Source organism: Phaeobacter sp. PT47_59 (genome assembly GCF_028890025.1).
Lineage (GTDB): Bacteria > Pseudomonadota > Alphaproteobacteria > Rhodobacterales > Rhodobacteraceae > Phycobacter.
Genome location: NZ_JARCJL010000002.1, coordinates 313,024 through 339,251 on the forward strand (window position 1 = coordinate 313,024; position 26,228 = coordinate 339,251).

The following is a 26,228-nucleotide window of genomic DNA, read 5'->3' on the forward strand; positions in this document are numbered from 1 at the left end:
CGGCCAGACCCATCGTTGATGCGCGCGCCCTGCGTTGCGCGGGTGGGATCAGAGCCGTTTCAACCGCGCCTCGGTTTCGGCCCGGAAGCGCTGGGCCGCCTCCAGGCGGACCGGGCCGTAGCCGCGGATTTCCTGTGGGGCCGATAGAATTTCAGCACAGACCTCGTGGGTCGCTGGGCTGTATCCATCTGCGACCTTGTCCAGGGCAGCCTCATACCAGGCCAGAAGGTCGCGGTGCAGGCGGGCTTCTTCGTGATAGCCAAAGGGGTTGAAGGCCGTGCCACGCAGGCCCTTTGCCCTGGCCAGCACTGACAGCGCCGGGCGCAGCCAGGGTCCGAAGGCGCGTTTCTTCGGACGTCCCCGGCTGTCCTTGCTACGCGTCAGCAACGGCGGGGCGAGGTGGTATTTGACCGAGTAGTCACCGTCGAATTCGGCCGCGATCTGATGCTTGAAGGTATCAGAGGTCAAAAGGCGCGCGACCTCGAATTCATCCTTATAGGCCATCAGCTTGAACAGGGATTTCGCTGCGCGTGTCGTCAGGTCGTCCTGCACGTTCGCAGGCAGGGCGCTGCGCAGCCGGTCCAGCGTGGCGCGATAGCGGGCCGCATAATCTGCATCCTGATAGCCGGTCAGGAAGGTGGCGCGGCGGGTGATCATCTGCTCCAGCGTTTCTGCCTGTTCCGGGGCCTCGTCGTAGAACTGGCGCACAAGGCCGGGATCCACAGCCATGGCACGCCCGATGGCAAAGGCCAGGTGGTTCTCGTTGATCGCCACGCCATTGAGTTCGATCGCTTGTGACAGCGCCGCGCCGCTGACTGGCACCAGCCCCTTTTGCCAGGCAAATCCCAGCATCATCACATTGGCCAGCACCGCATCACCCAGCAGCGCCTCTGCCGCCTCATTGGCGTTGAAGCCCGACAGGTTCTCGGCGCCGACCACATTGGCGATCTCCTGCTCGCGCAGGCCGGCCATCAGGTCCGCGTCGCGGCGCAGCACCAGGTCACCGGTGGGCATTTCGGCGCGATTGAGCACCACCTTGGTACCAGCGCGATAATGGGCCGAGGCTTTGGGCGCGGAGGAGACCACCACATCGCAGCCAATCACCGCATCTGCGGTCCCCTGATCAATGCGCACCTGATTCAGGGTGTCGGGCGCGTTCGACAGGCGGATATAGCTCAGGACGGTGCCGAACTTCTGCGCAAATCCGGTGAAATCCAGCACGCTCGATCCCTTGCCTTCCAGATGGGCGGCCATGGTGATCAGCGCGCCAACGGTCACAACGCCTGTGCCGCCCACCCCGGTGACGAGCAGATCGAACGGCTCGGCGAGGGAGGGAAGGTCCGGGGCGGGCAGGCGGGCCGCCAGCTGGTCTGCGTCGAGACCGGCAGGCTGCTTCTTGCGCCGCTCGCCACCCTCAACGGTGACAAAGCTGGGGCAAAACCCGTTGAGACAGGAGAAGTCCTTGTTGCAGGAGGAGAGGTTGACCTTGCGCTTGCGTCCGAACGGGGTCTCCTTCGGCTCCACGCTGAGGCAGTTGGACTCCACCGAACAATCGCCACAGCCTTCGCAGACCAGATCGTTGATGAAGGCGAACCTCTTCGGGTCCTCCATCTTGCCGCGCTTGCGGCGGCGGCGTTTTTCGGTGGCGCAGGTCTGCTCGTAGATCAGCACGGTGACGCCGGGGATCTCGCGCAGCTCGCGCTGTACCGCGTCCATGTCGCCGCGGTCATGGAAGGAGGTTCCAGCGGGGAAGGTGGCGCGGTTGAACTTGCCAATATCGTCGGAGACCAGCGCGATGCGCTCCACCCCTTCGGCGCGGCAGGTCTGGGCGATGCCTGATACGCTGACCGGCCCGTCCACCGGCTGACCGCCGGTCATGGCGACCGCGTCATTGTAAAGGATCTTGTAGGTGATATTGGTCCTTGCGGCGACCGCTTGCCGGATCGCCAGACTGCCGGAATGATACCAGGTGCCTTCGCCCAGGTTCTGGAACACGTGCTTGTTCCCGTTGAACTGCGAGGCAACCGCCCAGGGCACGCCTTCGCCGCCCATCTGGGCATAGCCTGCGGTGTCGCGGTCCATCCAGCTGGCCATGACGTGACAGCCGATGCCGGAAAACGCCTTGGAGCCTTCGGGCAGCTTGGTCGAGGTGTTGTGCGGGCAACCCGAGCAGAAATAGGGCGTGCGGGTGGCGCCCGGCACGTTGATCAGCTTGGGCGGCTCAGCGGTCAGCGCGGCGGCCTTGGCGGGCAGGTTCTCATCCGGGAAGAAGGCATCAAGTCGCGCCGCCACGATGGGCACCAGTTGCAACGGGCTGAGTTCCCCGGTCCAGGGGATCAGCGGTTCGCCCGCGCTGTCGTATTTGCCGACCATCTGTTTCGGCTTGGCGCCGGGCCAGTCGTAGAAATACTCCTTGAACTGGCTTTCGATGATGCCGCGTTTTTCCTCAACGACCAGCACCTCTTCCTTGCCGTTCACGAAGCGCAGCGCCTCGGGGCGCGCCAGCGGCCAGACCAAGCCGACCTTGTAGATGTCGATCCCCAGCCGACGGCAGGCGGCCTCGTCCAGCCCCAGAAGGCGCAGCGCCTCCATCAGGTCGAGATGCCCCTTGCCGGTGGTCACGAAACCGAACTTGGCGTCCTCAACGTCATAGATGCGGCGGTCGATCGGGTTGGCCTCGGCAAAGGCGCGCACGGCCTTGATCTTGGCATGGATGCGGGTTTCGATCTCGGGCGAGGGCAGGTCGGCACGGCGGATGTGCAGCCCGCCGGGGTACTCGGGCAGCTCGGGGAGGATGAAATCACGATCCGGGCGCAATTCGACCGAGCGCGCGCTTTCGACGGTTTCCGACACCGCCTTGAAGCCGACCCAGGTGCCGGAATAGCGCGACAGGGCAAAGCCGTATTCGCCAAAACTCAGGAATTCGGAAACATCCGCCGGGTTCAGCACCGGCATGAACCAGGCCATGAAGGCCACATCCGACTGGTGCGGCATCGAAGAACTGACGCAGCCGTGGTCATCGCCTGCCACCACCAGCACGCCGCCCTTCTCAGAAGATCCATAGGCGTTGCCGTGCTTCAGCGCATCGCCGGAACGATCCACGCCCGGCCCCTTGCCGTACCACATGGAAAAGACGCCCTCGACCTCGCAGTGAGGGTCAAGGATGGCCTGCTGCGCGCCCAGAACCGCGGTGGCGCCCAGATCCTCGTTCACGGCGGGCATGAACTTGATCTTGGCCTCTTCCATGCGCTTGCGCGAGCGCCAGAATTCCAGGTCGACCGCGCCCAGCGGCGATCCACGGTAGCCCGAAACGAACCCGGCGGTGTTGAGCCCCGCGTCACGATCCCGGCGCGCCTGGTCCAGCATGACGCGTGCAAGTGCCTGGGTGCCGGTGAGGAACACGCGACCCTTGGTCATCTCGTAGCGGTCATCCAGCTGGTAGCTTCGAAATTCGTGGCTCAGCTCGGTCATGGGGTGTCCTCGCGCGGGGGTGTCCTGATCGCGGAAGGATAATCCATCGGGTGCGGAATAATTTGCCGGATCTACTGTCATTTTATGATTTTGTGGATAATTTATCCGTCAATACCACCTATTGTGAGAAGGGGTACCGATTTCATGAAGCTAGACGATCGCGACCGCAGTATCCTGACACTCTTGCAGGAGGATTCCCGGATTTCGAACGCGGACCTGGCCGAGGCCGTGGGCATGTCGCCTTCCGCCCTGTGGCGGCGGGTGCGGAGCTTGGAAGAGGCAGGCGTGATCGAACGCTATGGCGCTGTGGTCAATGCGGGGGCCATGGGGTTGGGGTTCCATGCCATGGTGCATGTGCAACTGACGCGGCATGACCCTGACAAGCTGAAGCAGTTCATTCGCGCGGTGGAGACGAATACGCTGGTACAGGAGTGTTATGCCACCACCGGCCAGTCCGATTATCACCTGCGGGTACTGGCGCCCGATCTTGATGCCTACAACCGGTTTCTGGAAGAGTTCCTGTTCCGACTGCCTGCCGTGGCCAGTGCCCAGACCAATGTGGTCTTGCGCACGATCAAGCGGGACAGGCCGGTGATGTCCTGAGACCCTGCCGTCAGGCGGCGCATTTCACCCAGGCGGCGACCATGGCGATATAGGTGAGCTGGTGCAGTGCCTGATCGGTGCCCACGGCACGCCAGAACACCGCTTGCTGTGGTGTCAGCTGCTTGCTGTCGGAATAGCGCGCCTTGCAGTAGTCGATGTTGAAATGCACCAGCCATTCCAGCGCGCAGATGGTCAGAATGAAGGGCACGGATGCGCCCATTATGACAAAGACGATCACCGACCCCAGCGCATGCACGCCCGCATGCTGGGCGCGGCCGCCGTGGAAATACTCGCCCCGTCCCGACAGCATTTTCGGGGTCTGCAGATAGAAATCCGCAAACATATGCTTCACCTGCATCAGGCAGAGCAGCAGCAGTATCGCTCCGGCGAGGTCCGGCAAGGCAATCCCCTATCGTGGCTTACACCCCGGAACCTTACGTGTTTTTCGCGCCATGGCAAATGCCGCGTCCATTGCTGCCGTTAGGGCAGGTTGAAGGCGCGCATGATGTTCTTGCCATTGCCTGCCATGGGCAAACCGCGCTAGGCATGAAGATATCGAATTTCAGACGCCAAGCCGGAGCTCACTCATAGAACGTTCCCTGTTCCGCTTTATCTGGAAGTACTCCAAACGTGATCAGCTTGTTCTTCTGGTGGTCACGGCTTGTCTGTTTCCGCTGCTGTATCTGACGCTGGAATTGCCCAAGCGGATCATCAACGATGCCATCGGTGCCCAGACCGAGATCATTGATGTGTTTGGCTATTCGGTGGATCAGCTGACCTTCCTGTGGCTGCTCTGCGGGGCATTCCTGATTTCGGTGCTGGCGCATGGGTTGATGAAGATGCGCATCAACACCATGAAGGGCATTCTGGCCGAACGGATGCTGCGCCGGTTTCGCTACCAGCTGATTGCCCGCGTGTTGCGGTTTCCCCAGCCCTATTTCGAGCGGGTCAGCCAGGGTGAGCTGGTCTCGATGGTGACCTCCGAGTCCGAGCCGATGGGCGGCTTGATGGGGGATGCGGTCAGCCAGCCGGTGCTGCAGGCCGGGCAGATGCTGACCATCCTCTATTTCCTGTTCATGCAAAGCCTCTGGTTCGGGCTGGCGGCGATTGCCCTGATCCCGCTTCAGGGCTGGCTCATCCCGATGCTGCAGCGCCGGATCAACCTCTTGAACAAGGACCGCATCAAAGAGGTTCGCGCGCTGGCGTCAGAGATCGGGGAAAGCGCCGCTGGCGCCGCCACCCTGCGCATCAATGGTGGCTGGCGCTACCGGATGGCGGTGATCACGGACCGGCTGGGGCGGCTTTACGATATCCGCTTCGATATCTACCAGAAGAAGTTCTTCATGAAGTTTCTCAACAACTTCATCACCCAGCTGACGCCTTTCTTCTTCTACGCCGTGGGCGGTTTCCTGGTGCTGCAGGGCAAGGTCTCGCTGGGGGCGCTGGTGGCGGCACTGGCGGCCTATAAGGACATCGCCTCGCCCTGGAAGGAACTGCTGGACTATTACAACCAGACCCAGGACATGTCCCTGCGCTGGGAGGTGATCCTGGAACGTTTCGCGCCTGCGGGCATGGTGGATGAGGCGCTGATGACCGGAGAGCCGGAGGAAATTCCGCGCCTTGAAGGGGACATCGCCTTGAACCAGGTCAGCGTGCGCGATGCCGATGGCAATCTGGTGCTGGAGGATCTGAGCGCAACCCTACCGGCGGGGCAGGTCATCGGCATTGCCGCCCCCTCCGAAGAGGACCGCCGCGCCCTTGCCGAACTGCTGACGCGCGAGGTCTTGCCGGCTTCGGGCAGTGTCACCGTTGCGGGGCATGACCTGCGCAACATGCATCAGGCCATCGTTGCCTCGCGCATCGGTCACGCGACCTCGCGGCCGGTGCTGTTCCGGGGTTCCTTCGGGGATAACGTGATGATGCCGATGCGCCAGCGTCCGCAGGGCGAAGCGCGGGACATGCTACAGTTCAATGCCGCCCTGCGGGCGGGCAACAGTTCCGATCCCTACGATGCGGCCTGGCTGGATCCGTCCCTTGCGGGATTCTCCACCGAGGAGGAACTGCGCGATTGGTGGGTGCAGCTGGTGGCCGGTATCGGCACGGATACGGCGCTGTTTCGGCGCGGCATGGATCAGAAGTTCGACAGCCGTGCCCATCCCCGGCTGAGCGCAAGCCTGATTGCCCTGCGCCCCAAGGTGCAGGCGGCGGTGGAGGCGGCGGGGCTGGCGATTCAGGCACATATCTTCCGCCCCGATGCCTACAACCCGGCGCTGCCGGTGGCTGAAAACCTGCTCTATGCCACCCTGCGCGAGCCGATCACCGAACAGGTGCTGAAGCGGCATGTGAACTTCCTGGACCGTTTGCAGGAGCTGCGGCTGGACCGGGACCTGGTGGTTCTGACGCAGGATGTCGTCGATATGCTGCGCCAGATCTTCGGGATCGATGGCACCGGCCATCCGCTGTTCCGCAAGCTGGGGTTGGAGCCCTCTGCCTATGAAGCGGCCCTGTCGCTGGTCGACAAGACCCGCAGCAAGGGTGCGCATGCGCTGGAGCGTGACGAACTGGCGCAGATGCTGATCGTTCCCTTCAGCATCTCGGCCGAGCAGATCGGGCCTGCCTTCAGCGACGCCATGAAAGAGCGCATCCTGGAGTTCCGCCGCAGCCATGCCGGGGAATTGCTGGAGACGCTGGAGGATATCTTTGTTCCCTTGGCTCCTGATGCCATTGCCCCCGGCCTGACGGTTCTGGAAAACGCCCTGTTCGGCAAGATCTCCGACAGTTCCGGCGCTCGCGGGGATGAGCTGCGCAAGCTGGTTTCGGATGTTCTGGTCGAGAATGGGGCCCGCGACATGGTGGTCGAGCTGATCTTCGATCTCCCCGTCGCGCTGGGCGGTCAGGGGCTGCCTGCCAGTTTTGCGGAACCCTTGGCCTTTGCCCGTGCCACGATCAAGCGGCCGGATATCCTGATCATGGAATCGGCGCTCGCCAGCTATGATCTGGAGACTCGCGTGTCGGTCCACAAGAACCTGCGCAGGTTGCTGCCTCAGACGACGCTGGTTTATCTCGACAGCGATTTTGAGCGCTCCGAGGTTTTTGATGTCTACTACCAGCTGCGCCAGGGGCGATTGGTAACCGATCAGATGCAGGAGGCGGCCGTGGCAGACAGTGCGGCGAGCCAGGATCTGGCGCGCAAGCTGCGCGCCCTGGAGCAATCCGAACTGTTCTCGAGCCTCAATCGGCGGCAATTGCGGCTGCTTGCATTCGGGGCGCGCTGGTATGAGGCCAAGGCGGGCGATGTGGTCTTCCTGAAGGACGATGATGCCAGCGATGGCGCCTATATGATCACCGAAGGCGAAGCAGGCTTGTTCCTGCCACAGGAGGGGCAGCAGGACCGGTTGATCGCCAGGGTTGGCCCGGGGCGTCTTGTTGGGGAGTTGGGCCTTATCCGCAAGGAACCGCGGGCGCTCAGCATGGTGGCAGAGACCAACCTCACCTGCCTGCGCATCGGCGAGGAGGAATTCCTCGCGGTGGTGGAAAACGATGCGGCGACCGCCTTCAAATTGCTGCAGGTGGTGGCGGGTTACGTGTCGAGCTAGGTTGCCAAAGCTGATAAAGCAGCGAGAGAACACTCACAGATGGAATGGGGGAGAAACAGGTATGAAACTGTTGCGATACCGGGTGGGCGCAGAGGTGCGTCCGGGCATGATGGATGCGGATGGCGTGGTACGTGATCTGTCGGGGCAGGTGGCGGATATCACCGGCGCCATGCTGGGGGACGCGGAACTGGCGCGGCTTGCGGCGCTGGATCCGGCCTCTTTGCCCGCGGTCGAGGGGGACGTGGATATCGCTCCCTGTGTTGGCGATGTGGGCAAGTTTCTCTGCATCGGGCTCAATTACTCCGACCACGCCGAAGAGGCGGGCATGGCAATCCCCGAGCATCCGATCCTGTTCATGAAGGCGACCTCGGCCATTGTCGGCGCCAATGACGACGTGGTGCTGCCGCGCGGCTCGGTTGCGGGCGATTGGGAGGTCGAACTGGGCGTGGTGATCGGCAAGACCGCGAAATATGTCAGCGAGGAAGAGGCGCAGGATCACGTGGCGGGCTATTGCGTGGTCAACGATGTTTCCGAGCGGGATTTCCAGATCAAGCTGACCGGCCAGTGGACCAAGGGCAAGAGCTGCGACACCTTTGGCCCGATCGGCCCCTGGCTGGTGACACGGGACGAGGTGGCCGATCCGCAGAACCTTGCGCTCAGCTGCGATGTGAACGGAAAGCGCATGCAGACGGGCACCACCGGCAAGATGATCTTCTCCGTGGCCGAGATCATTTCCCACCTCAGTCAGCTGATGACCCTGCACCCGGGCGATGTGATTGCCACTGGCACACCGCCGGGCGTCGGCATGGGGATCAAGCCCGATCCCGTCTACCTCAAGCCCGGCGATGTGATGGAGCTGGAGATCGAAGGTCTGGGCCGTCAGCGTCAGAGCGTGCGCAGCGATAGCTGATCCACAGTGACGTCACTCAAAAGGCAGGCGGGGATCTCCCGCCCGTCTCGGGGCATTCAAAGAATACCCCTTGCCGGTTGGGCGTGGCGCGGCAAAGCCGCGCCGGGCCCAAGGCTGCTTTCGGGGATTTGCCGCAGGCAAAGGACAGGACAGGCGCGGGAGCGCCACCACCTGCATAGGGGCCGGAGCTGACCGCCGGGCTCAGTCCGGATCAACTATGGATTGGCTGGATCTAGGCCGGGCCGCAGAACTGGCGGTAGAGGAGAGAGATGACCTCTTCGGTGTTGCGGTCTTTCAGCGAGTAAAAGATCGTCTTGCCCTCACGGCGGGTTGCCACCAGACCTTCGTCGCGCAGACGGGCCAGCATCTGGCTTACAGCTGCTTGCCGCATCCCCAGCAGCGCCTCCAATTCGCCGACAGATTTCTCTCCGGTGCCAAGATGGCACAGGATCATCAGCCGCCCCTCATGCGCCAGGGTCTTGAGGAAGGCAGCCGCCTCGGTCGCGCGCTGCGCCATGTCGACGGGCGCATCCGGGGAAATCGTATCAGGGGTTTGAATCGTCACGTGTCCAGAATCCTGCGGTGGAGCTTGCAAGAGGGATAAATCTTGCGCCACATACTGCACCAGATTGCCCCGGCAGCACAAGTCACGCGGCCATTGGTCTCACTCTGTCAGCGGAGGTGCGCCTCCGGCAAAGGCATTGCCGTTCACATAATCGCAGGGGGCCTCCTGCATGTTGAGGTGCAGATCGTCGCCCGTAAACGGATGTGCGCGGGCAAGAGCCTCGTCCACCTCGATGCCAAGACCGGGGGCCTCGGGCGGGGTGATAAAGCCCTCCTCGACCCGGATGGCGCCCTTGATCAGCGCGTCATGGAAGGGCGTTTCGATGCTTTCAGCCATCAGGATATTGGGGATCGAGGCCGCCAGATGAATGTTCGCTGCCCATTCCACCGGGCCTGCATACAGATGCGGCGCCATCTGCGCGTTATAGACCTCGGCCATGGCGGCGATCTTCTTGGCCTCCCAGATGCCGCCGACGCGCCCCAGCGCCGGTTGCAGGATGCTGGCGGCCCCTTCCCGCAGGATCGGGGCGAACTCGGCCTTGGTGGTCAGCCTCTCGCCGGTGGCGACCGGCACGGGTTGTCCCGAGGCGACGCGCGCCATCTGGCCTACGGAATCGGGGGGGACCGGCTCTTCGAACCACAGGGGCTGGTAGGGGGCGATGGCCTGGCCCAGGCGGATGGCACCTGCGGTGGTGAACTGCCCGTGGGTGCCGAATAGAAGATCGGCGCGATCCCCGACCGCTTCGCGGATGGCCTTGCAGAAGGCAACGGACTGGCTGAGGTCACTCATCGCAGGCATGTGGCCGCCGCGCAGCGTATAGGGGCCGGCGGGGTCGAATTTCACTGCCGTGTAGCCTTGGCGGACCATTTCGGCCGCACTTTCGGCGGCCATCTCGGGCGAGACCCAGAAGGCGGAGATCTCGTGCTGGGGCAGTGGATAGAGATAGGTATAGGCGCGGATGCGATCATTCATCCGCCCGCCAATCAGCGCATGCACCGGGCGGTCGCGGTGCTTGCCGAGGATATCCCAGCAGGCGATCTCAAGCCCCGAAAAGGCGCCCATCACCGTCAGGTCAGGCCGCTGGGTAAAGCCGGAGGAATAGGCGCGGCGGAACATCAGCTCGATGTTTTCGGGGTTCTCCCCCTCCATGTGGCGCGCAAAGACATCGCGGATTACGTGGGTCATGGCCTCGGGTCCGACCGAGGCCGCGTAGCATTCGCCCCAGCCGGTGATGCCGGTGTCGGTGGTCACTTTCACCAGGATCCAATAGCGCCCGCCCCATCCCGGTGCGGGCGGGGCGGTCACGATGATGTCGAGGTCCTGCAGCTTCATCGGCGTCTCCTTGCGGATGGCGGTCTATCGGCTGCGGACAGCCTCTTAACGGTTGAACAGGATCACGTTGCGCCGCGCCGAGCCGGTCTTGGTGTCGGCAATCGCCTCGTTGATCTGATCAAGGCTCCAGCGACCGGAGATCAGTTCGTCCAGCTTCAGGCGCCCCTGTTGATAAAGATCGATCATCCAGGGAATATCGCGCTGGATCACGACATCTCCCATCTTGGAGCCGACAAGCCCCTGACCGATGGCGGCCATGACGACGGGTTCATATTCCGCCTTGGCGCCGGAATGGGGCATGCCGATCATCACCGCCTTGCCGCCCCGGCCCAGGTAACGCACCGCTTGCTCATAGGCGGGAATGGCGCCCACGGTGACCAGAACCGCATCGGCGCCCCGCCCACCCAGCGCCTTGTAGGAGGCGCGCCAGGGCGATTTCTCGGTGCCGAGAACGCCATGGGTGGCGCCGAATTCCTTGGCAACCTCCAGCTTTTCCTCGCTCATGTCGACAGCAACGATGCGGCGGGCACCGGCGATACGCGCGCCCTGGATGGCGTTGAGACCGACGCCGCCCGCGCCGATCACGACGACATCCTGCCCGGCCCGCAGACCCGCGGCATTGACGGCAGCGCCCACGCCGGTGATCACACCGCAGGAGATCAGCGAAGCGACATCCTTGGCCATGGTTTCCGGGATTTTCACGATCTGGCGCTGATCCACCACAACCTTTTCGGCAAAGGCGCCGCAGGCCATGGCCTGTTCCAGCGGGCCGCCGTCGGCGGTGGTCAGCGGGCCGTTCTTCACCCCATCATAGGGGGTTTCGCAGATCGTCGGCTTGCCGCCCGCGCAGCTGGGGCAGGTGCCGCAGGAGCGGATCAGGGTGACGACAACGCTGTCGCCTGCCGCAAAGCCGTTCACGCCGGCGCCGACCTTAGTGATGGTGCCTGCTGCCTCGTGGCCATAGACGGCCGGCAGGTGCCCGCCCCAGGCGCCTTCGGCATAGGAGATGTCGCTGTGGCAGATCGCGACCGCATCCAGGGTCACCTCGACTTCGCCCATGCGCGGGTCGGCGATCTGGATGTCTTCGATGACGAGCGGTTGACCGAATTCACGACAGACGGCGGCTTTGATGGTTTGCATGGCTGTTTCTCCCGGTTGCCAGGCGCGTTTGCCGCACGGTGGCGTGGTCTGGACCATGCTGCAAGTGGGAAATTGTCAAATCGTAATGTGGAAGACAGTTTTACGTAGCGGAATTGCTTTACCCGGCGGAATTGCCCAGTGTCTCGGAACGGGTCGTGCGCAGAAAGACAACACATCCGGCGATCATCAGCACCAGCGCCACCAGGAAGGGCGCGCCGGGCATGTAGATCGCAGCGCCCTCGCGCGTGAAATGGGCAAAGGTTGCGGTCATCATCAGCGGGGAAATGATCATAGACAGCGCATGCACCGCCGTCATCACACCCTGCAGCTCACCTTGCTGATTGTCCGCGACTCGGCGGGACATGATTCCCTGCAATGCCGGTTGAACCAATGCCCCCAGGGCGGAAATGGGGATCAGCGCCAGGGCGAGGCTACCACTGGCGATAAAGGCGAGCACACCGAAGGCAATGAAATCGAACACCTGTCCCCAAAGGACCGAGCCGCGCTCTCCGACCCAGCGGACGCTATGGCGCAGCAGCCAGCCCTGCACCAGCGCCATGCAGATGCCGTAAATCCCCAGCGACAGGCCGATCACCTGCGGCTGCCAGCCGAACCGCTCGGCGGTGAAATAGGACCAGATCGCCGGATAGACGTATATCGCCACCGAATAGAGGAAATAGACCCACAGAAGTGGCGCGATGCCCGGAATGCGGGCCATGGCGCGAAAGGCACCAAAGGGATTGGCCCGACGCCAGTCAAAGGCGCGGCGGGTCTGGTCGGTGACTGTCTCGCGCATCACGAACCAGCCCAGAGCAAAGTTCAGCGCCGCAAGCGCTGCAGCGGCATAGAATGGCGCCCGGGTGCCCATCTCTCCCAAGAGGCCGCCCACCAACGGGCCAAGCACAAAACCGGCACCAAAGGCCGCGCCCAGAAGACCGAAATTCGCGGCCTTTTCCTGCGGTTTCGAGATATCGGCGATATAGGCGCCCGCGGTGGAATGGGTCGCGGCGGTGATGCCGCCCACGATGCGGCCCGCCAGCAACAGCCAAAGCGAGCCTGCAAGCGCCATCACCAGATAGTCCAGCGCCATGACAAACAGCGAGACCAGCAGAACCGGGCGCCGCCCGATCGCGTCGGAAAGGGAGCCCAGAACCGGGCTGAACAGGAACTGCATCACCGCAAAGGCGGTGCTGAGGATGCCGCCCCAGATCGCCGCATCGGCCAGCGAGCCGCCCTGCACCTCGACGATCAGGCTGGGCATGATCGGCATGATGAGACCGATGCCCATGGCGTCGATCATCACCGTGGTTAGCACAAAGACCAGCGGCAGGCGCATCAGAAGCCACCCGCCGCATCTGTCATCGGACGGGGCAAGCCTGTTGCCAACTCCTCTGTCCCGCGCCGCATGTCACTGTCCCCTGGCCGGTTAGTCCATGCGGCCGACTTCGGCCACTTTTTCGGCAAAACGCAAGGCTTCCGCCGGGGCATGGCCCAGTTGCCGGGCCGGATCGAACAGCGCCTTGGTGTCCAGGTCGGGGAAGTCCCGTGCCGCCAGCGTGCCAAGGGGCGTCGCTTTCTCGTTGGCCTCAAGGCAGAGCCGTTTCACGGCCGCCTGTGCCTCGGGGCGGGGCAGGGTATCGGTCAGGGCAAAGCTCAGCGCCTCGGCGTGGATCATGTCGAGCCCGCTGTCCAGGGCTGCGGCCATGGCATCCGCGTTGGGGGTGATCCCGGCAGCAAGCGCCTTTGCCGTGGTGGCAGCACTTGCGGCGCCCAGCACGATCTGCGGCAGGCACATCCATTCGGTGAACCAGGCGGCGCCATCGCGCTGATGCTGCTGCATGGCGGCGCCGTGCAGCACCGACACCAGCCCCGATCCCTGCCGCGCCAGTGCCACCAGCGCCGAGGGCGCGACCGGGTTCTGTTTCTGCGGCATGGTGGAGGAGGCGCCGGCACCGCCAAGGCGGATCTCCTGAATGCCGGTCTGCACCAGCGCGATGCAATCCTCGCCCATCTTGCCCAGAGCGATGTTCACCCGCACCATCCAGTCGGCAATGCGCGTCACCGGGCTGCGATCGGTGTGCCAGCTGCGTTCGGGATCACCGAGGGACAGCCCCTCGGCGAGGGCCGCGCGCACCTCTGGCGCTTTTGCTCCCAGTGCTCCGGCGGTTCCGGCCGCGCCCGAAAGGGAGACCAGAAGGCAGGACCGGCGCAGAGCGGGCAGTTCTTCCAGCAGTGCGATCAGCGGCGCGCCCCAGGCGGCGACCACGGCGCCGAAACTGGTGGGGGTGGCGTGCTGTCCATAAGTGCGGGCGGGCATCGGCAGTTCGGCATGGGCGCGGGCGAGTGCGGCCAACGCGCCAAGAACGGACTTCAGATCGGCCTCAAGCGCGGCCAGGGCCTGACGCAGGCGCAGCATCAACCCTGTGTCCATGATGTCCTGCGAGGTAGCGCCCCAGTGGACATATTGCGCATGTTCCGGCGCGTTCATCTCGCTGCGCAGGGCGGCGACCAGCGCGGGTACCGGCACGCCGTTCTGACCCGTGGCCTTGCGCAGGGCGCCGGGATCGAGGGCCACCTCCATGGTGGCGCGCTGGATGGCGGCGGCGCTGATCTCGGGGATCACGCCTGCGGCGCCTTGTGCCTTGGCCAGGGCGCCCTCGACCAGCAGCATGGCGCGGATCTCGGCGCTGTCGCTGAACAGGCGGCCTACATCGCCAGCAGGGAACAGATCGCCATAAAGCTGGCTGTCGAAAACCGATCCGGCCATGTCAGAGATCCTTTTCGATCTGGGTGAGTAGATCCGCCAGCGCATCCGGTGCGGCGAAGAAGGGAGAGTGGGAAGTCTCCATCACGTGGACGCGTTCCGCAGGCCAGTCCTTCACCATATCGGCCTGATATTCCGGCGGGATGGTCTGGTCACCCGCGCAGCGGATATAGGCCTTTGGCGTGCCGTCCCAGTTGGCGCCAAGGGTCAGCGGCGTGTCCTGCGGGCGGATCGCCTGCGGGCAAAGGCGTTCCAGCGCGAAAGCCACCGCTTCGTCCGGGCAGTCATGGTAGAACAGGCGCGGCACTTCGGCGGGGTCGATGGTGTAGCTGTTGCTGTCCTCGTCCTTGATCACCGCATGGGCCAGGGTCTGGCGCGGTCCGCGCTTGCGCATGTCGATCATCGACAGGCCCGAGATGGGCACATAGGCGCAGAGGTAGATCAGCCCGTGCAGGCGGCTGGGGTCCTTTTCGGCGGCGGCCGAGATTGGGAAACCGGCCCAGGAATGACCCAGCACGATGGTCTCCGCCCCGGCCGCCATCAGGATCGCCTCGGCGGTTTCCTCCAGCGTGACGCTGGTCAGGTCGCGCCCATCGTTGTGGCCGGGCAGGTCGATGGCGCGGGCGGTGTGTCCGCGCGCCTCCAGCGCGGGGATAAGGTCGCGCCAGCACCAGGCGCCATGGCAGGATCCGTGGATCAGCAGAAAGTCAGCCAATGTGTCCGATCTCCTTGAGGAAGCTTGTCAGCCGTTCGGTGTATTCATCGGGTTTCTCGACGCAAGGGATGTGGCCCGCGCGGCGGATCAGGTGGAACTGCGAGCCAGGGATCAGATCGACGGTTTCGCGCACCAGATCCGGCGGGGTGGAGCCATCCTCGGCCCCGGCAAAGCCAAGGCAGGGCAGGCGCAAGCCACTGGTGGGGGTGTAGAAGTCGGTGCCCGCGATGGCGGCGCAGCAGCCCGCGTAGCCCGCGCGCGATTGCTGTACCAGCATGTTGCGCCAGAGGGTCAGTTCGGGCGTTGCACGGAAGTCCTTGCCGAACCACCGCTCCATGACGTTGTCCGCCAGCGCCTCGATGCCCTGTTCCTCGACCGCCTTGATCCGCTCCTGCCACATTTCGGCGGTGCCGATCTTGGCGGCGGTGTTCGACAGCACCAGCGCGCGCACCTGATCGAGCCGTTTCACAGCCAGGCCTTGCGCAATCATGCCACCGATGGAGAGACCCACGAAGACGCAGTCGCGGACTTCCAGCAGATCCAGGAGCCGCTCGGCATCGCGCACCAGCGCGCCCATGGAATAGGGGGCCGGGGGCACGGTGGACAGACCATGGCCCCGCTTGTCATAGCGGATCACCTTCAGGCCCGCAGGCAGGCGTTCGACCACCGCGTCCCAGACCCTGAGGTCGGTGCCCAATGAGTTGGCAAAAACGATGGGTGCGCCATTCGGGTCACCGTCGACACGGTAGTGCAACTGGACATCGCCCAGATCCGCGATTTGCATGATATCTCTCCCCGTCACGTATCCGGCGCACCATATCCGCGAAGGCAAGGGAAGGTAAAGCAGAGGCCCGGTCGCCGGGGCTGCGTGCCTCAGGCGAGTTTGTCCAGCGCGCGGGAGAACATGGCCGGATCCACGTTGCCGCCCGTGGCCACGGCGATGACCGAGTCGCCCTCGATTTCGTCCCCATGAAACAGCGCCGCCGCAAGCGCCGCCGCGCCGCCCGGCTCCACCACGATCTTCAGTCTCAGGAAGGCCAGCGCCATGGCCTGCAGGGCTTCGTCCTCGCTGATGACAATGCCGGGACCGCAGAGCCGTGACAGGATCGGGAAGGTGATCTCCCCCGGCGCCGGTGTCAGGATCGCGTCGCAAATCGACCCGGAGGTGGCTGGATTGCTTTCGATCTGGCCGCTGACCAGAGAGCGCCTCACATCATCGAAACCTTCGGGTTCAGCCGGGCGCACGCGCAGGTCGGGCGCGCGGGCCTCCAGCGCCAGGGCGACCCCGCCGGTGAGGCCGCCGCCACCGCAACAGACCAGCACATCGGCCGAGGTGACGCCTTCTGCGGCGGCTTGTTCGGCGATCTCAAGCCCAACGGTGCCCTGGCCCGCGATCACCTGAGGTTCGTCATAGGGTTTCACCAGGGTGAGACCGCGCGTCTGGGCATAGTGGGCGCCGATCTCCTCGCGGCTTTCGCCGCCCACCCGGTCATAAAGCACCACCTCGGCCCCCAGCGCGCGGGTGTTGTCGATCTTCAGTTGCGGGGCATCGGCGGGCATGATGATCACCGCGGGTGCGCCATGGGCCTTTGCCGCCGCAGCGACGCCTTGGGCATGGTTGCCACTGGAATAGGCGATCACGCCGCGTTTGCGGGCTTCCTCCTCCATCGCCGACAGCGCCGCCCAGCCGCCGCGAAACTTGAAGGATCCGGTGTGTTGCAGGCACTCGGGCTTTACCAGAAGGCGACGTCCCGCGATCTCGTCCAGGAAGGGGGAGGACAGCAGCGGCGTCTTGCGGGCGTGGCCCTTCAGCTGCGCGGCGGCGGCTTCGATCATGGCAATGGAGGTCATGAAATCTGATCCAATAGGGAATGAATAAGGGTGAGGGCAGCGGGTTCATCGAGAAAGGGCACATGGCCGCGATTGTCCAGCTCCACCGCCTTCAATGACGGCAGGCGGCGCTGCATCTCGAGATATGTCTGATGGCTCAGCACGTCCGAGTTCGCGCCCCGGATCACCCCGCAGGGCAGCCCGTCAAGCGCCATGAACAGCGGCCACAGATCGGGGAGCGGGCCCGCCTGGGCTTGCGCCAGCAGCGCATCGCGCAGGTGGGGGTCATAGCGCAAGGAAAGGCCATCCGGCGTTTCGTCGTAAAAGACCGCTACATCTTCGCGCCAGCGGGCGGGCGGCACATCGGGAAAGGCGGGTGCCATCAGGGCGACCAGCGTTTCGGCGGCCTTGTCGTGCGTCTTGGCGGCGGGGCGGCGGCCGACGTATTCCATGATGCGGGCAATACCATCCTGCGGGATCTCGGGCCCGACATCGTTCAGCACCACGGCCAATAGGCGGTCCTTGGCGGTGGCGGCCAGCACCATGGCCACCATCCCACCGCGCGAGGTGCCGAGGATCGCCGCCTGTTCCAGGCCTAAGTGATCCATCAACTCGGTCACATCCTGCGCTTCGCGCATGACGTTGTAATTGGCGATATCCGGGTCATGCTCCGACCGCCCGCGACCGCGCGCATCCAGTGTGATCATCCGATAGCGTGCGGCATGAGGTGCGAAATAGCGAAAGTCCTGCCCGTCGCGGGTGAGGCCGGGCAGGCAGATCAGCGGCAGGGCATCCGCCTGCCCGGTATCGGTGAAGTGGAGCGACAGCCCGTCTGAGGTTTTGAAGTGCGGCATCTGTGTGACGTGCTCCTTTGGAGGCGCGGAAGATCAGCCCTTGGCGATGTCCGGGATCGTGGTCAGGTCGCTGAGGACATGTTTCGGGGTCCAGGGCAGGCGGTCCATCGGCTCGCCCACGCGGTTGACCCAGGCGGTCTCGAACCCGTATCCCGTGGCCGCTGCGGCATCCCAGCCGTTGGAGGAGACAAACAGCACCTCGGAAGGCGCACAGGAAAACCGTTTGCCGACCAGATCGTAGACGCTGGAGTGGGGTTTGAAGACGCCGACGCTTTCGACCGACAGCACGTCGTCCAGAACCGCGCCCACCCCGGCCGATTGCACGCAGCCCTCCAGCATGCCGGGCGATCCGTTGGAGAGGATCGCGGTGTTGAAACCGGCCTCTTTCAGCTGGGTGAGCATCTGGGGCACCTCGGGGTAGGCCTGAAGCTCCCAGTAGAGCGCCAGGAGCCGTTCGCGCAGGGGGGCATCTCCGGCAAGGCCCACGGCCTCCAGCGCCCAGTCCAGACCGTTTTGCGTCACTTCCCAGAAATCCGTATGGGCGCCTGTTATGGCCCGTAGCCAGGTGTATTGCAGCTGCTTCAGGCGCCAGTGGTTGGCCAGTTCGGCCCATTTGTCGGCAAGCTGCGGGAAGTCGGGTTCGCTTGCCGCCTGGCGCGCGGCAGCGGCGACATCGAATAGGGTGCCATAGGCATCGAATACACAGGTTGTGATGGGCATTGGGTCCTCCGTTGCGGCAACACTGTCACAGGAAGAAGCCGGAGAGAAAGTGCGAACTTGTATGGGTCACAATCATGTCAGCGATGTGCAGGAGCTGTCATGGAGTGGCGTAACAGCTACGAGGAGGGCTGTGACCTGCGGGTTTACATCACGGGCTGAGCCTGTAGGCTCGGCCCCTTCACAAGCAAGCAGGAACTGGAGGTCTCATGACCGAGGTAAAGAACGGCGATACCGTGCGCATCCACTACACGGGCAGATTGACGGATGGCACCGTCTTCGACAGCTCGGACGGGCGCGATCCGCTGGAATTCACGGTGGGCGCCGGTCATGTGATTGCCGGGATGGATGCCGGGTTGCCGGGCATGGTGGCTGGCGACAAGAAGGTGCTGGAGATCGCTTGCGAGGACGCCTATGGCCCCTCCAACCCGGACGCGCGCCAGGCGATCCCGCGGGAGGGTATCCCCGATGACATTCCGCTGGAGCCGGGCACCCAGCTGCAGATGCAGACGCCGGAAGGGCAGATCCTGCCGGTAACGGTAGTCGAAGCGGATGAGGCGACGGTGACGCTGGATGCCAACCATCCCCTGGCAGGCCAGGATCTGATTTTCGATATCGAGTTGGTGTCGATCAACTGACCGATCAGCAAATAATGGCGGGCGTGCTCCCGTCCGAAACGGCCGGATCAAAGATCCATCCATTTCCGTTGGGCATGGCGCCGCTGCGCGGCACAGGTGCCCGCTGAGAGGCACCAAAGGGGCGATATGCCCCTTCGGCGCCACTAGAAGTGTGTTTCCTGCCAAGACCGCCTCAAGGGCAAGCCGCACCTTTGGTGCGGCGGCTGCGCCGCCCTTGACCCGGTTTTGGCAATCCCAATCTTGGCCAGTGGGGCAGCGCGCAGGGCGCGCTGCCGGGCCCAACGGGAGCGGATCCATCTCTGATGGTTTCGCGACGGGCGGGAGGGGCTGCTTCGGTTTCCTACTTGCATCGCAGGGAAACTGTGGTTTCTCTGGCTCCGGGGTTTGGGGTCAGGGAGGGAAGGCAAGGTGGCTGTGGATCTGGTTGACAGACTGGGGCTGGAGGTTCCGATCTTTCAGGCGCCGATGGCGGGGGTCAGTTCTCCGGCCATGGCGGCAAGCGTCAGCACTGCAGGCGGTTTGGGTGCTTTGGGGGTTGGTGCCTCCGGCGTGGAACAGGCCCGCAACATGATCCGTCAGACGCGTGCGCTGACGGACCGTCCTTACAACGTCAATCTCTTCTGCCATCGTCCCGCCCGGCCGGATCCGGTGCGCGAAGCGGCCTGGCTGCAGGCGCTGTCGCCGCTCTTTGCGCGTTTCAATGCGGTGCCCCCTGCGGATCTGGGTGAGATCTATACCAGCTTTGTCGTGGATGGTGCGATGCAGCAGATGCTGCTGGAGGAGTGCCCCGCGGTTGTCAGTTTCCACTTCGGTCTGCCTGCCCGCACGGTGATCGCGGATTTGAAAGAGGCCGGGATTTTCCTGATGGCGACGGCGACGTCCGTGGCGGAAGGGCGCGCCATTCAGGATGCAGGCATCGATGCGGTGGTGGCACAGGGCTGGGAGGCGGGCGGCCATCGTGGCCTCTTTGACCCTGAGGCAGAAGATGCGCGGCTTGGGGCCTATGAGCTGACAGAGGCCTTGCTGGCCGAACTGGACCTGCCGGTTGTCACCGCAGGTGGGCTGATGGAGGGGGCAGATATTGCCAGGGCGCTGCGTCTTGGGGCTGCGGCGGCGCAGCTTGGAACCGCCTTCATCGACAGTGACGAAAGCCTGGCAGATGCGGGTTATCGCGCGGCCCTGCAGTCAAAGGCGGCAGAGGAAACCACGATGACGGCTGCCATCTCCGGTCGGCCCGCGCGCTGCCTGGCCAACGGGTTCACGGCCTGGGCGGCAGAGCGCGGGGCGAGCGAGATCCCCGACTATCCGATCGCCTATGATGCGGGAAAGGCCTTGAATGCTGCCGCCAAATCCGCTGGGGTGTCTGAATTCGGCGCTCAATGGGCAGGTCAGGGCGCTCCGCGTGCGCGATCCGGTTCGGCAGGGCAGATCATGCAGATGCTCAGAGCCGAGTTACAGGCGGCCATGGCCTAGGCCTGCAACGCCTGCGGGGGCAATCCGCGCGATGGGGAGGAGATGACGACATGAGCACGCGAATGGACGATCTTCTGGCGCGCATGCGCACCCTTCAGGATGAGCTGGAACAGGAAATCGCCGAGAAACGCGCAGCCTTCCAGTACCGGCTGGAAAACGGTCGCATCGTCTGGGAGGAAGAGGCCCGTCGTCGCCATCGCGAACTGCGGGTGCGCTGGTTGCGGTTTCTGGCCTACACCCGCCCCATGGTGCTGCTGACGGCGCCGGTGATCTACAGCCTGATCCTGCCCTTCGCGCTGCTGCATCTATTCGTGACCCTCTACCAGGCGGTGTGTTTCCCGGTCTATGGCATCCCGAAGGTGCCACAGGGCGACTACATCCGGCTGGATCGCCACCACCTGGCCTATCTCAACTGGGTACAGAAGCTGAACTGTGTCTACTGCGGCTATTGCAACGGGGTCATTGCCTGGGTGCGCGAGGTCGCCAGCCGGACAGAGGCCTATTGGTGCCCGATCAAACATGCGGCGCGGGTCGAAGGCGCGCATGCGCGTTATGCCGAGTTCTCCGAATTCGGAGATGGCGAGAGGTTCGAGGCGAGCCTTGCCCGCTCTCGCCGACAGGTGCAGGAACAGGAACAGGATCAGGATACGACAGCGGATACGGGGCAGGGTCAGGCTTGATCTGACGATTGAGCGCCGCAAAAGAAAAGGGCGCCCTGCTGAGGCGCCCATAATCCTGCTCGTCTGGCACTGCAGCCCTAGAGGTTTTCCTGCTGCGGCATGCCCAAGACATGGAAGCCGCCATCAACGCGGATGATTTCACCGGTGGTATAGGCGCCTGCATCCGAGGCCAGGTAGACAGCCGTGCCGCCCACTGCCTCGAGCGTTGCGTTTGATCGCATCGGGGCGTTCTGCTCGGTGTGCTTGTAGGTCTTGCGCGCCCCGCCAATGGCCGCGCCTGCCAGCGTCTTCATCGGGCCGGGAGAGATCGCGTTGACACGGATGCCATCGGGGCCAAGGTCATCGGCGAGATAGCGCGTCGCGCTTTCCAGTGCGGCCTTGGCGACGCCCATGACGTTGTAGTTCGGCGTCACCCGGTTGGAGCCGCCATAGGTCAGCGTCAGCAGGGTGCCGCCGCTTTCCTTCATCATCGGATAGGCGCGGCGCGCCACCTCGATGAAGGAATAGGCCGAGATATCCAGCGAGTTCTTGAAGTTCGCGCGGCTGGTATTGATGAAGCGCCCGGTCAGCTCGGATTTGTCGGAATAGGCAATCGCGTGGACCAGGAAGTCGATCGTCGGCCAGCGTGCGCCCAGCTGTTCGAAAGCCGCATCGAGCGAGGCATCGTCGGTCACATCCACATCGACCATGAAATCGCTGCCGACGCTGGCCGCCAGCGGTTCCAGCCGCTTGCCGAATGCCTCACCCTGGTAGGTGAAGGCCAGCTCGGCGCCCGCATCGGCCATCGCCTTGGCAATGCCCCAGGCGATGGAGCGTTCATTGGCAACGCCCATGATCAGGCCCCGTTTGCCGGTCAATTGTCCTGACATGGTGCGCTTATCCCTTGTACTTGCTCAGGACCATGGAGCCATTGGTGCCCCCAAAGCCAAAGCTGTTTGTCATCACACTGTCCAGCCCTGCATTTTCGACGCAAGCGGTGGCAACCTCGCTGGGGTCGATCCCCTCGGCAAGGGTTTCGACGTTGATCGAGGGGGTGATGAAATCATTGTCCAGCATCAACAGGCAGAAGATCGCCTCCAGCGCACCGGCGGCACCCTGTGCGTGGCCGGTCATCGACTTGGTCGAGGAGATCGGCGGCACATTGCCTGCGCCAAAGACGCGGCGGGCGGCTTCGACCTCTCCCACATCACCAACGGGCGTCGAGGTGCCGTGGGCGTTGATATAGGAGACCTTGCGCCCCTCGGGCAGGGTCGACAGCGCCAGGCGCATGGCGCGTTCGCCGCCTTCGCCACTCGGGGCGACCATGTCATGCCCGTCGGATGTGGCGGCGAAACCCGTCACCTCGGCATAGATCTTGGCGCCGCGTGCCAGCGCGTGATCGAGATCCTCCAGCACCACGATGCCGCCGCCGCCGGAAATCACGAACCCGTCGCGGTTCTGGTCAAAGGCGCGGGAGGCCTTTTCAGGGGTGTCGTTGTACTTCGAGGACATGGCGCCCATGGCGTCGAACAGGCAGGAGAGGGTCCAGTCCAGTTCCTCGCCGCCGCCTGCGAACATCACGTCCTGCTTGCCCATCATGATCTGCTCGGCCGCGTTGCCAATGCAATGCAGCGAGGTGGAGCAGGCCGAGGTGATCGAATAGTTGATCCCCTTGATCTTGAAGGCGGTGGCAAGGTTCGCCGAAATCGTCGAGGACATGCATTTCGGCACCGCAAAGGGCCCGATCCGCTTGGTTGCGCCGGTTTTCAGCACGGTCTGATGTGCCGTCAGCATGGCCGAGGTCGAGGGGCCGCCAGAACCAGCCACCAGACCGGTGCGCTCGTTGACGATCTGATCCTCGGTGAGGCCCGCATCGGCGATGGCCTGGCTCATGGCGATATGGGCATAGGCTGCACCAGGCCCCATGAACCGCAGGGTGCGCTTGTCGACGTGTTCGGCGACATCGATCTTCAGCGTGCCGGCCACTTGGCTGCGAAAGCCGTGCTCGGCCATCTCGGGGCTGGCGACGATGCCGGATTTTCCGGCTTTGAGCGAGGCAAGAACCTCTTCGGCAGTGTTGCCGATCGAGGAGACGATCCCCAGACCGGTGACGACAACGCGACGCATAGATGCACTCCCTTGATACCTTGTGCCTTACTAGGCTGTGCAGGGCATGGGTGCAAGATGGGTTGGCTTGGGGCAAAGGCTGCCGTGGCGCGAGAATCAGTGAATACGGCCTCGCCCTGGATGCAAACCGGGTAACAGCCGCGGGGTGGGTGCAGTCGCCGCCAATCGCGCAGGGCGGGAAAATTACTCTATCTTTATGCGGGAATTGCGTAGGCTTTATGATTTCGCCGAATAAATGGGCGCGCCGGGCGGTATTGACTTAATATTGTGCATAACCCGCTGAACTCTCTGCCATAAACGCTTCTTCAATCCGGCCATTTTACCCTTCTCAACAACGCAAGTCCGCTCTGCAATCGAAATGGATAAAGGGATTGAGTGATGAACCTACGTCTTCGTGTTGTCATGTTGTTGGTTATTGCCCCGCTGGCTGCATTGGCAGGCTTTTTTATCTACTTTGAAATCTCCAATGCCAAATCAGTGATGCTGGATGCGGCCCAGACCGCAGCTCAGGTTGATGACGGGGTTATCGTCAGCGACCTGGTACATGAACTTCAGAAAGAACGCGGCTATTCTGCAGGTTTCATCGCGTCTGGTGGAAAGAACTTCCCAGCCGAATTGCGGAAACAGCGACAAGACACAGAAGCGGCTCTGCAAGCCTTCCTTGCGCAAACGCCAACCCTAAAGACGGCCAAGAGCGAGAGCTTTGCGCAGGCTGAAGAGCTATTGGCGGAACTCGCAGACCAACGCGGACGCGTCGATAGTTTTGACTCCACGGTTCCCGTCATGGCGCGCTACTACACCGGAACCATAGCCGTGTTGCTCAAACTCGCCCGGGCTGAGGTGGCGTCGAGTACCGACAAATCCGTGTTCAACCTTCTTGAAAGCACCGCACTCCTTGCGCTTGCCAAGGAACGAGCCGGGCTGGAGCGTGCCATGGGGGCGACTGGCCTGGGTGGCGGTTTCAAATTGTCGGTGTACGAGCGCTATATCTCGCTTGGGGCCATACAGCGCGAACTCTTGAACGAGACGACATATGTTCTGCATGAGCCGAATTGGCTGGACGAGCTATATCAGCAGGAAGCCTACAAGGCGTTGAGCGCTGCCCGCGACGTGATCTCTGCGGGCTACGAAAGCGGAGATTTCCAGAACCTGACCGCCCCGAAATGGTTCGGCATCTCGACCGACTGGATCGATTTGTTGCGGGCCGAAGAGATCGCGCTGGGCGATCGGATCGTTGAATTGTCGCATGCGGAACTAGATGCCGCGAACGCCACGTTCAATCAGTTCTTGATGGTCGGTGCTGCTGTCGGTGTCCTTGTCCTTGCCTTCGCCGTGGTTGCGTTCGAAACAATGATCCGCCGGATCAAGGTGTTGATCGAAGTTGTCAACGGCTTCACTCGTGGAGAGTTCGATGTCTACATCAAAGGCATCGATGGGAAGGACGAGTTGAGCCGAATGGCCAATGCGATCTACCACTTCAAGCAGGAAACCCTGGCCATGCGGCGGAACGCGGAGGAGCTGGAAAAAGAGCAGCTGACTCTGAAAGAGCAGCAGGACATTGTTGTGACGGAATTGCGCAGCGGATTGGAGCGGCTCTCGAAAGGCGATCTCACCGTCGAGTTCGCGCAAGCCTTCCCGGGCGAATACGAAGGTCTGCGCCATGACTTCAATACGACGGCGCAGAAATTGAATGACACGCTGTCCCACATCCGTGACGCCGCCCGGCGGATCCTGCAAAGCGCCTCTGAGATCCGCAGCGGATCTGACGACCTGTCCCACCGGACCGAAGGCCAGGCGGCCACCCTGGAGGAAACCGCCGCGGCGCTGGAGGAGTTGACCGGCAGCGTGCGGGCGGCAGCGCAAGGGGCGCGCAACGCCGAGGCCACCACGGCAGAAGCCGGGCGCGATGCCACGGCCAGCGGCGCGGTGGTGAAAAAGGCGGTCGATGCCATGGCTTCGATCGAACAGTCATCGGGCCAGATTGCGCAGATCATCTCGGTGATCGACGATATCGCCTTCCAGACCAACCTCCTGGCGCTAAACGCCGGGGTAGAGGCGGCGCGGGCCGGCGAGGCGGGCCGGGGCTTTGCCGTGGTCGCCGCCGAGGTCCGCAGCCTGGCCCTGCGGTCCTCCGATGCAGCCTTGGAGATCAAGACTCTGATCGAGGAAAGCTCGTCTCATGTGGATAGCGGCGTCAAGCTGGTGAATGAGGCCGGTAGCGCGCTGGAGACGATCATGGGCCGTGTAGAGGATATCTCAAAGCTGGTGTCGGGCATCGCCCAGGGCGCCTCGGAGCAGGCGACCGGACTGGGCGAGATCAACGTCGGCGTGTCGCAACTGGACACCGTCACCCAGCAGAACGCCGCCATGGTGCAGGAGAGCAACACGACCAGCCACCGGCTGAGCACGGATGCGGCCAACCTGGAAGAACTGGTCGCCCGTTTCGACCTGCGCGACGGGGATGCAGGCCACGCGGGCCTGAAAGCGGCCTGACCCCAGCCCCGATCGGCGCCCCGGCCTGCACCCTGGCGCGGCGTTGGCGCATTCAATCCAACCAGCGGCCTTGCGGATCACAGAGGTGATCCCGAGGCCGTTTTTGTTTTGTGTTCAGGGGGGAGGTTGCATCGATAGCCTATGCCAGATCAGGCCGTGAAGGGCATGGGGGTAAGATGGGTTGGGGATACCCTGTTCGCAGAAGGCGCCAGTGTATTGAGCGCTTTCACTTGTTCTTTGGGCTGGGGTACGATGACCTTGTGGCCCGTATTCCCCAAGTAACCCGCTGATTTCGCTGTCCTGAACTCGACATTACCTATATAAATCATGGTGTTGATGGC

General features: G+C 63.5%; 22 protein-coding genes. 7 read left to right on the forward strand and 15 right to left on the reverse strand.

Annotated elements, in window-relative coordinates:
- Positions 1–48 precede the first annotated feature (48 nt).
- Positions 49–3,471 carry an indolepyruvate ferredoxin oxidoreductase family protein gene (locus tag PXK01_RS03195; protein ID WP_274858844.1) on the reverse strand — a complete coding sequence of 1,141 codons (3,423 nt, stop codon included), beginning with the start codon at positions 3,469–3,471 and terminating at the stop codon, positions 49–51.
- 144 nt (positions 3,472–3,615) lie between these two features.
- Here PXK01_RS03195 and PXK01_RS03200 point away from each other — a divergent pair, with 144 nt between their 5' ends.
- Complete coding sequence (locus tag PXK01_RS03200) at positions 3,616–4,074, forward strand: Lrp/AsnC family transcriptional regulator (RefSeq protein ID WP_274847840.1); 459 nt, start codon at positions 3,616–3,618, stop codon at positions 4,072–4,074.
- Between the two features lie 10 nt (positions 4,075–4,084).
- Here PXK01_RS03200 and PXK01_RS03205 read toward each other — a convergent pair whose 3' ends face one another.
- A complete protein-coding gene (locus PXK01_RS03205) occupies positions 4,085–4,474 on the reverse strand; it encodes a DUF3307 domain-containing protein (RefSeq protein ID WP_274847841.1) in 390 nt (129 codons plus the stop codon).
- A 199-nt stretch (positions 4,475–4,673) separates the two neighbouring features.
- Between PXK01_RS03205 and PXK01_RS03210 the strand changes: the two genes are divergently transcribed.
- Positions 4,674–7,670 carry an ABC transporter transmembrane domain-containing protein gene (locus tag PXK01_RS03210; protein ID WP_446728417.1) on the forward strand — a complete coding sequence of 999 codons (2,997 nt, stop codon included), beginning with the start codon at positions 4,674–4,676 and terminating at the stop codon, positions 7,668–7,670.
- A 61-nt stretch (positions 7,671–7,731) separates the two neighbouring features.
- Complete coding sequence (locus PXK01_RS03215) at positions 7,732–8,580, forward strand: fumarylacetoacetate hydrolase family protein (RefSeq protein ID WP_274858845.1); 849 nt, start codon at positions 7,732–7,734, stop codon at positions 8,578–8,580.
- Between the two features lie 232 nt (positions 8,581–8,812).
- Here PXK01_RS03215 and PXK01_RS03220 read toward each other — a convergent pair whose 3' ends face one another.
- From PXK01_RS03220 to PXK01_RS03265, 10 genes are all read right to left on the reverse strand, one after another.
- Positions 8,813–9,097, reverse strand: a complete 285-nt coding sequence (locus PXK01_RS03220; protein ID WP_274847867.1) for an ArsR/SmtB family transcription factor — start codon at positions 9,095–9,097, stop codon at positions 8,813–8,815.
- A gap of 147 nt (positions 9,098–9,244) precedes the next feature.
- On the reverse strand, positions 9,245–10,477 hold the full coding sequence (locus tag PXK01_RS03225) for a mandelate racemase/muconate lactonizing enzyme family protein (protein WP_274858846.1): 1,233 nt from the start codon (positions 10,475–10,477) through the stop codon (positions 9,245–9,247).
- Positions 10,478–10,522: 45 nt separating this feature from the next.
- Positions 10,523–11,617, reverse strand: coding sequence for a Zn-dependent alcohol dehydrogenase (locus PXK01_RS03230; RefSeq protein WP_274858847.1), 1,095 nt, complete (start codon positions 11,615–11,617; stop codon positions 10,523–10,525).
- A 118-nt stretch (positions 11,618–11,735) separates the two neighbouring features.
- The gene (locus tag PXK01_RS03235; RefSeq protein ID WP_274858848.1) at positions 11,736–12,953 is read right to left on the reverse strand and encodes a TCR/Tet family MFS transporter; all 1,218 of its coding nucleotides are present in this window, start codon (positions 12,951–12,953) and stop codon (positions 11,736–11,738) included.
- 90 nt (positions 12,954–13,043) lie between these two features.
- Entirely contained in the window at positions 13,044–14,384 is a 1,341-nt protein-coding gene (locus PXK01_RS03240) for a lyase family protein (RefSeq protein ID WP_274858849.1), read from the reverse strand.
- Position 14,385: 1 nt separating this feature from the next.
- Positions 14,386–15,096 carry an alpha/beta fold hydrolase gene (locus tag PXK01_RS03245; protein ID WP_274858850.1) on the reverse strand — a complete coding sequence of 237 codons (711 nt, stop codon included), beginning with the start codon at positions 15,094–15,096 and terminating at the stop codon, positions 14,386–14,388.
- Positions 15,089–15,880 (reverse strand): 3-oxoadipate enol-lactonase, encoded by a 792-nt coding sequence (gene pcaD, locus PXK01_RS03250; protein ID WP_274847850.1) that lies wholly within the window; start codon positions 15,878–15,880, stop codon positions 15,089–15,091. Before pcaD ends, PXK01_RS03245 begins: the two co-directional genes overlap by 8 nt.
- Before the next feature lie 89 nt (positions 15,881–15,969).
- Complete coding sequence (locus PXK01_RS03255; RefSeq protein WP_274858851.1) at positions 15,970–16,947, reverse strand: threonine ammonia-lyase; 978 nt, start codon at positions 16,945–16,947, stop codon at positions 15,970–15,972.
- Complete coding sequence (locus PXK01_RS03260) at positions 16,944–17,780, reverse strand: alpha/beta fold hydrolase (RefSeq protein ID WP_274858852.1); 837 nt, start codon at positions 17,778–17,780, stop codon at positions 16,944–16,946. Before PXK01_RS03260 ends, PXK01_RS03255 begins: the two co-directional genes overlap by 4 nt.
- A 33-nt stretch (positions 17,781–17,813) precedes the next feature.
- The gene (locus tag PXK01_RS03265) at positions 17,814–18,500 is read right to left on the reverse strand and encodes a haloacid dehalogenase type II (protein ID WP_274847853.1); all 687 of its coding nucleotides are present in this window, start codon (positions 18,498–18,500) and stop codon (positions 17,814–17,816) included.
- A gap of 206 nt (positions 18,501–18,706) precedes the next feature.
- On the opposite strand from PXK01_RS03265, the gene PXK01_RS03270 reads away from it, so the two are divergent.
- The 3 genes from PXK01_RS03270 to PXK01_RS03280 all read left to right on the forward strand — a co-directional run bounded on the left by PXK01_RS03270 (position 18,707) and on the right by PXK01_RS03280 (position 21,288).
- Positions 18,707–19,135, forward strand: coding sequence for an FKBP-type peptidyl-prolyl cis-trans isomerase (locus PXK01_RS03270; RefSeq protein WP_274847854.1), 429 nt, complete (start codon positions 18,707–18,709; stop codon positions 19,133–19,135).
- Positions 19,136–19,543: 408 nt separating this feature from the next.
- A complete protein-coding gene (locus PXK01_RS03275; RefSeq protein WP_274847855.1) occupies positions 19,544–20,608 on the forward strand; it encodes an NAD(P)H-dependent flavin oxidoreductase in 1,065 nt (354 codons plus the stop codon).
- A 50-nt stretch (positions 20,609–20,658) separates the two neighbouring features.
- Positions 20,659–21,288, forward strand: coding sequence for a hypothetical protein (locus PXK01_RS03280; protein ID WP_274847856.1), 630 nt, complete (start codon positions 20,659–20,661; stop codon positions 21,286–21,288).
- A 77-nt stretch (positions 21,289–21,365) separates the two neighbouring features.
- Here PXK01_RS03280 and PXK01_RS03285 read toward each other — a convergent pair whose 3' ends face one another.
- On the reverse strand, positions 21,366–22,157 hold the full coding sequence (locus PXK01_RS03285) for an enoyl-ACP reductase FabI (RefSeq protein WP_274847857.1): 792 nt from the start codon (positions 22,155–22,157) through the stop codon (positions 21,366–21,368).
- A 7-nt stretch (positions 22,158–22,164) separates the two neighbouring features.
- Complete coding sequence (gene fabB, locus PXK01_RS03290) at positions 22,165–23,394, reverse strand: beta-ketoacyl-ACP synthase I (protein WP_274847858.1); 1,230 nt, start codon at positions 23,392–23,394, stop codon at positions 22,165–22,167.
- A 378-nt stretch (positions 23,395–23,772) separates the two neighbouring features.
- On the opposite strand from fabB, the gene PXK01_RS03295 reads away from it, so the two are divergent.
- Complete coding sequence (locus PXK01_RS03295; RefSeq protein ID WP_274858853.1) at positions 23,773–25,887, forward strand: methyl-accepting chemotaxis protein; 2,115 nt, start codon at positions 23,773–23,775, stop codon at positions 25,885–25,887.
- Positions 25,888–26,036: 149 nt separating this feature from the next.
- On the opposite strand, the gene PXK01_RS03300 is transcribed toward PXK01_RS03295, so the two are convergent.
- Positions 26,037–26,228, reverse strand: a 192-nt coding sequence (locus PXK01_RS03300) for a hypothetical protein (protein ID WP_274858854.1), incomplete at its 5' end; no start/stop codon positions are given.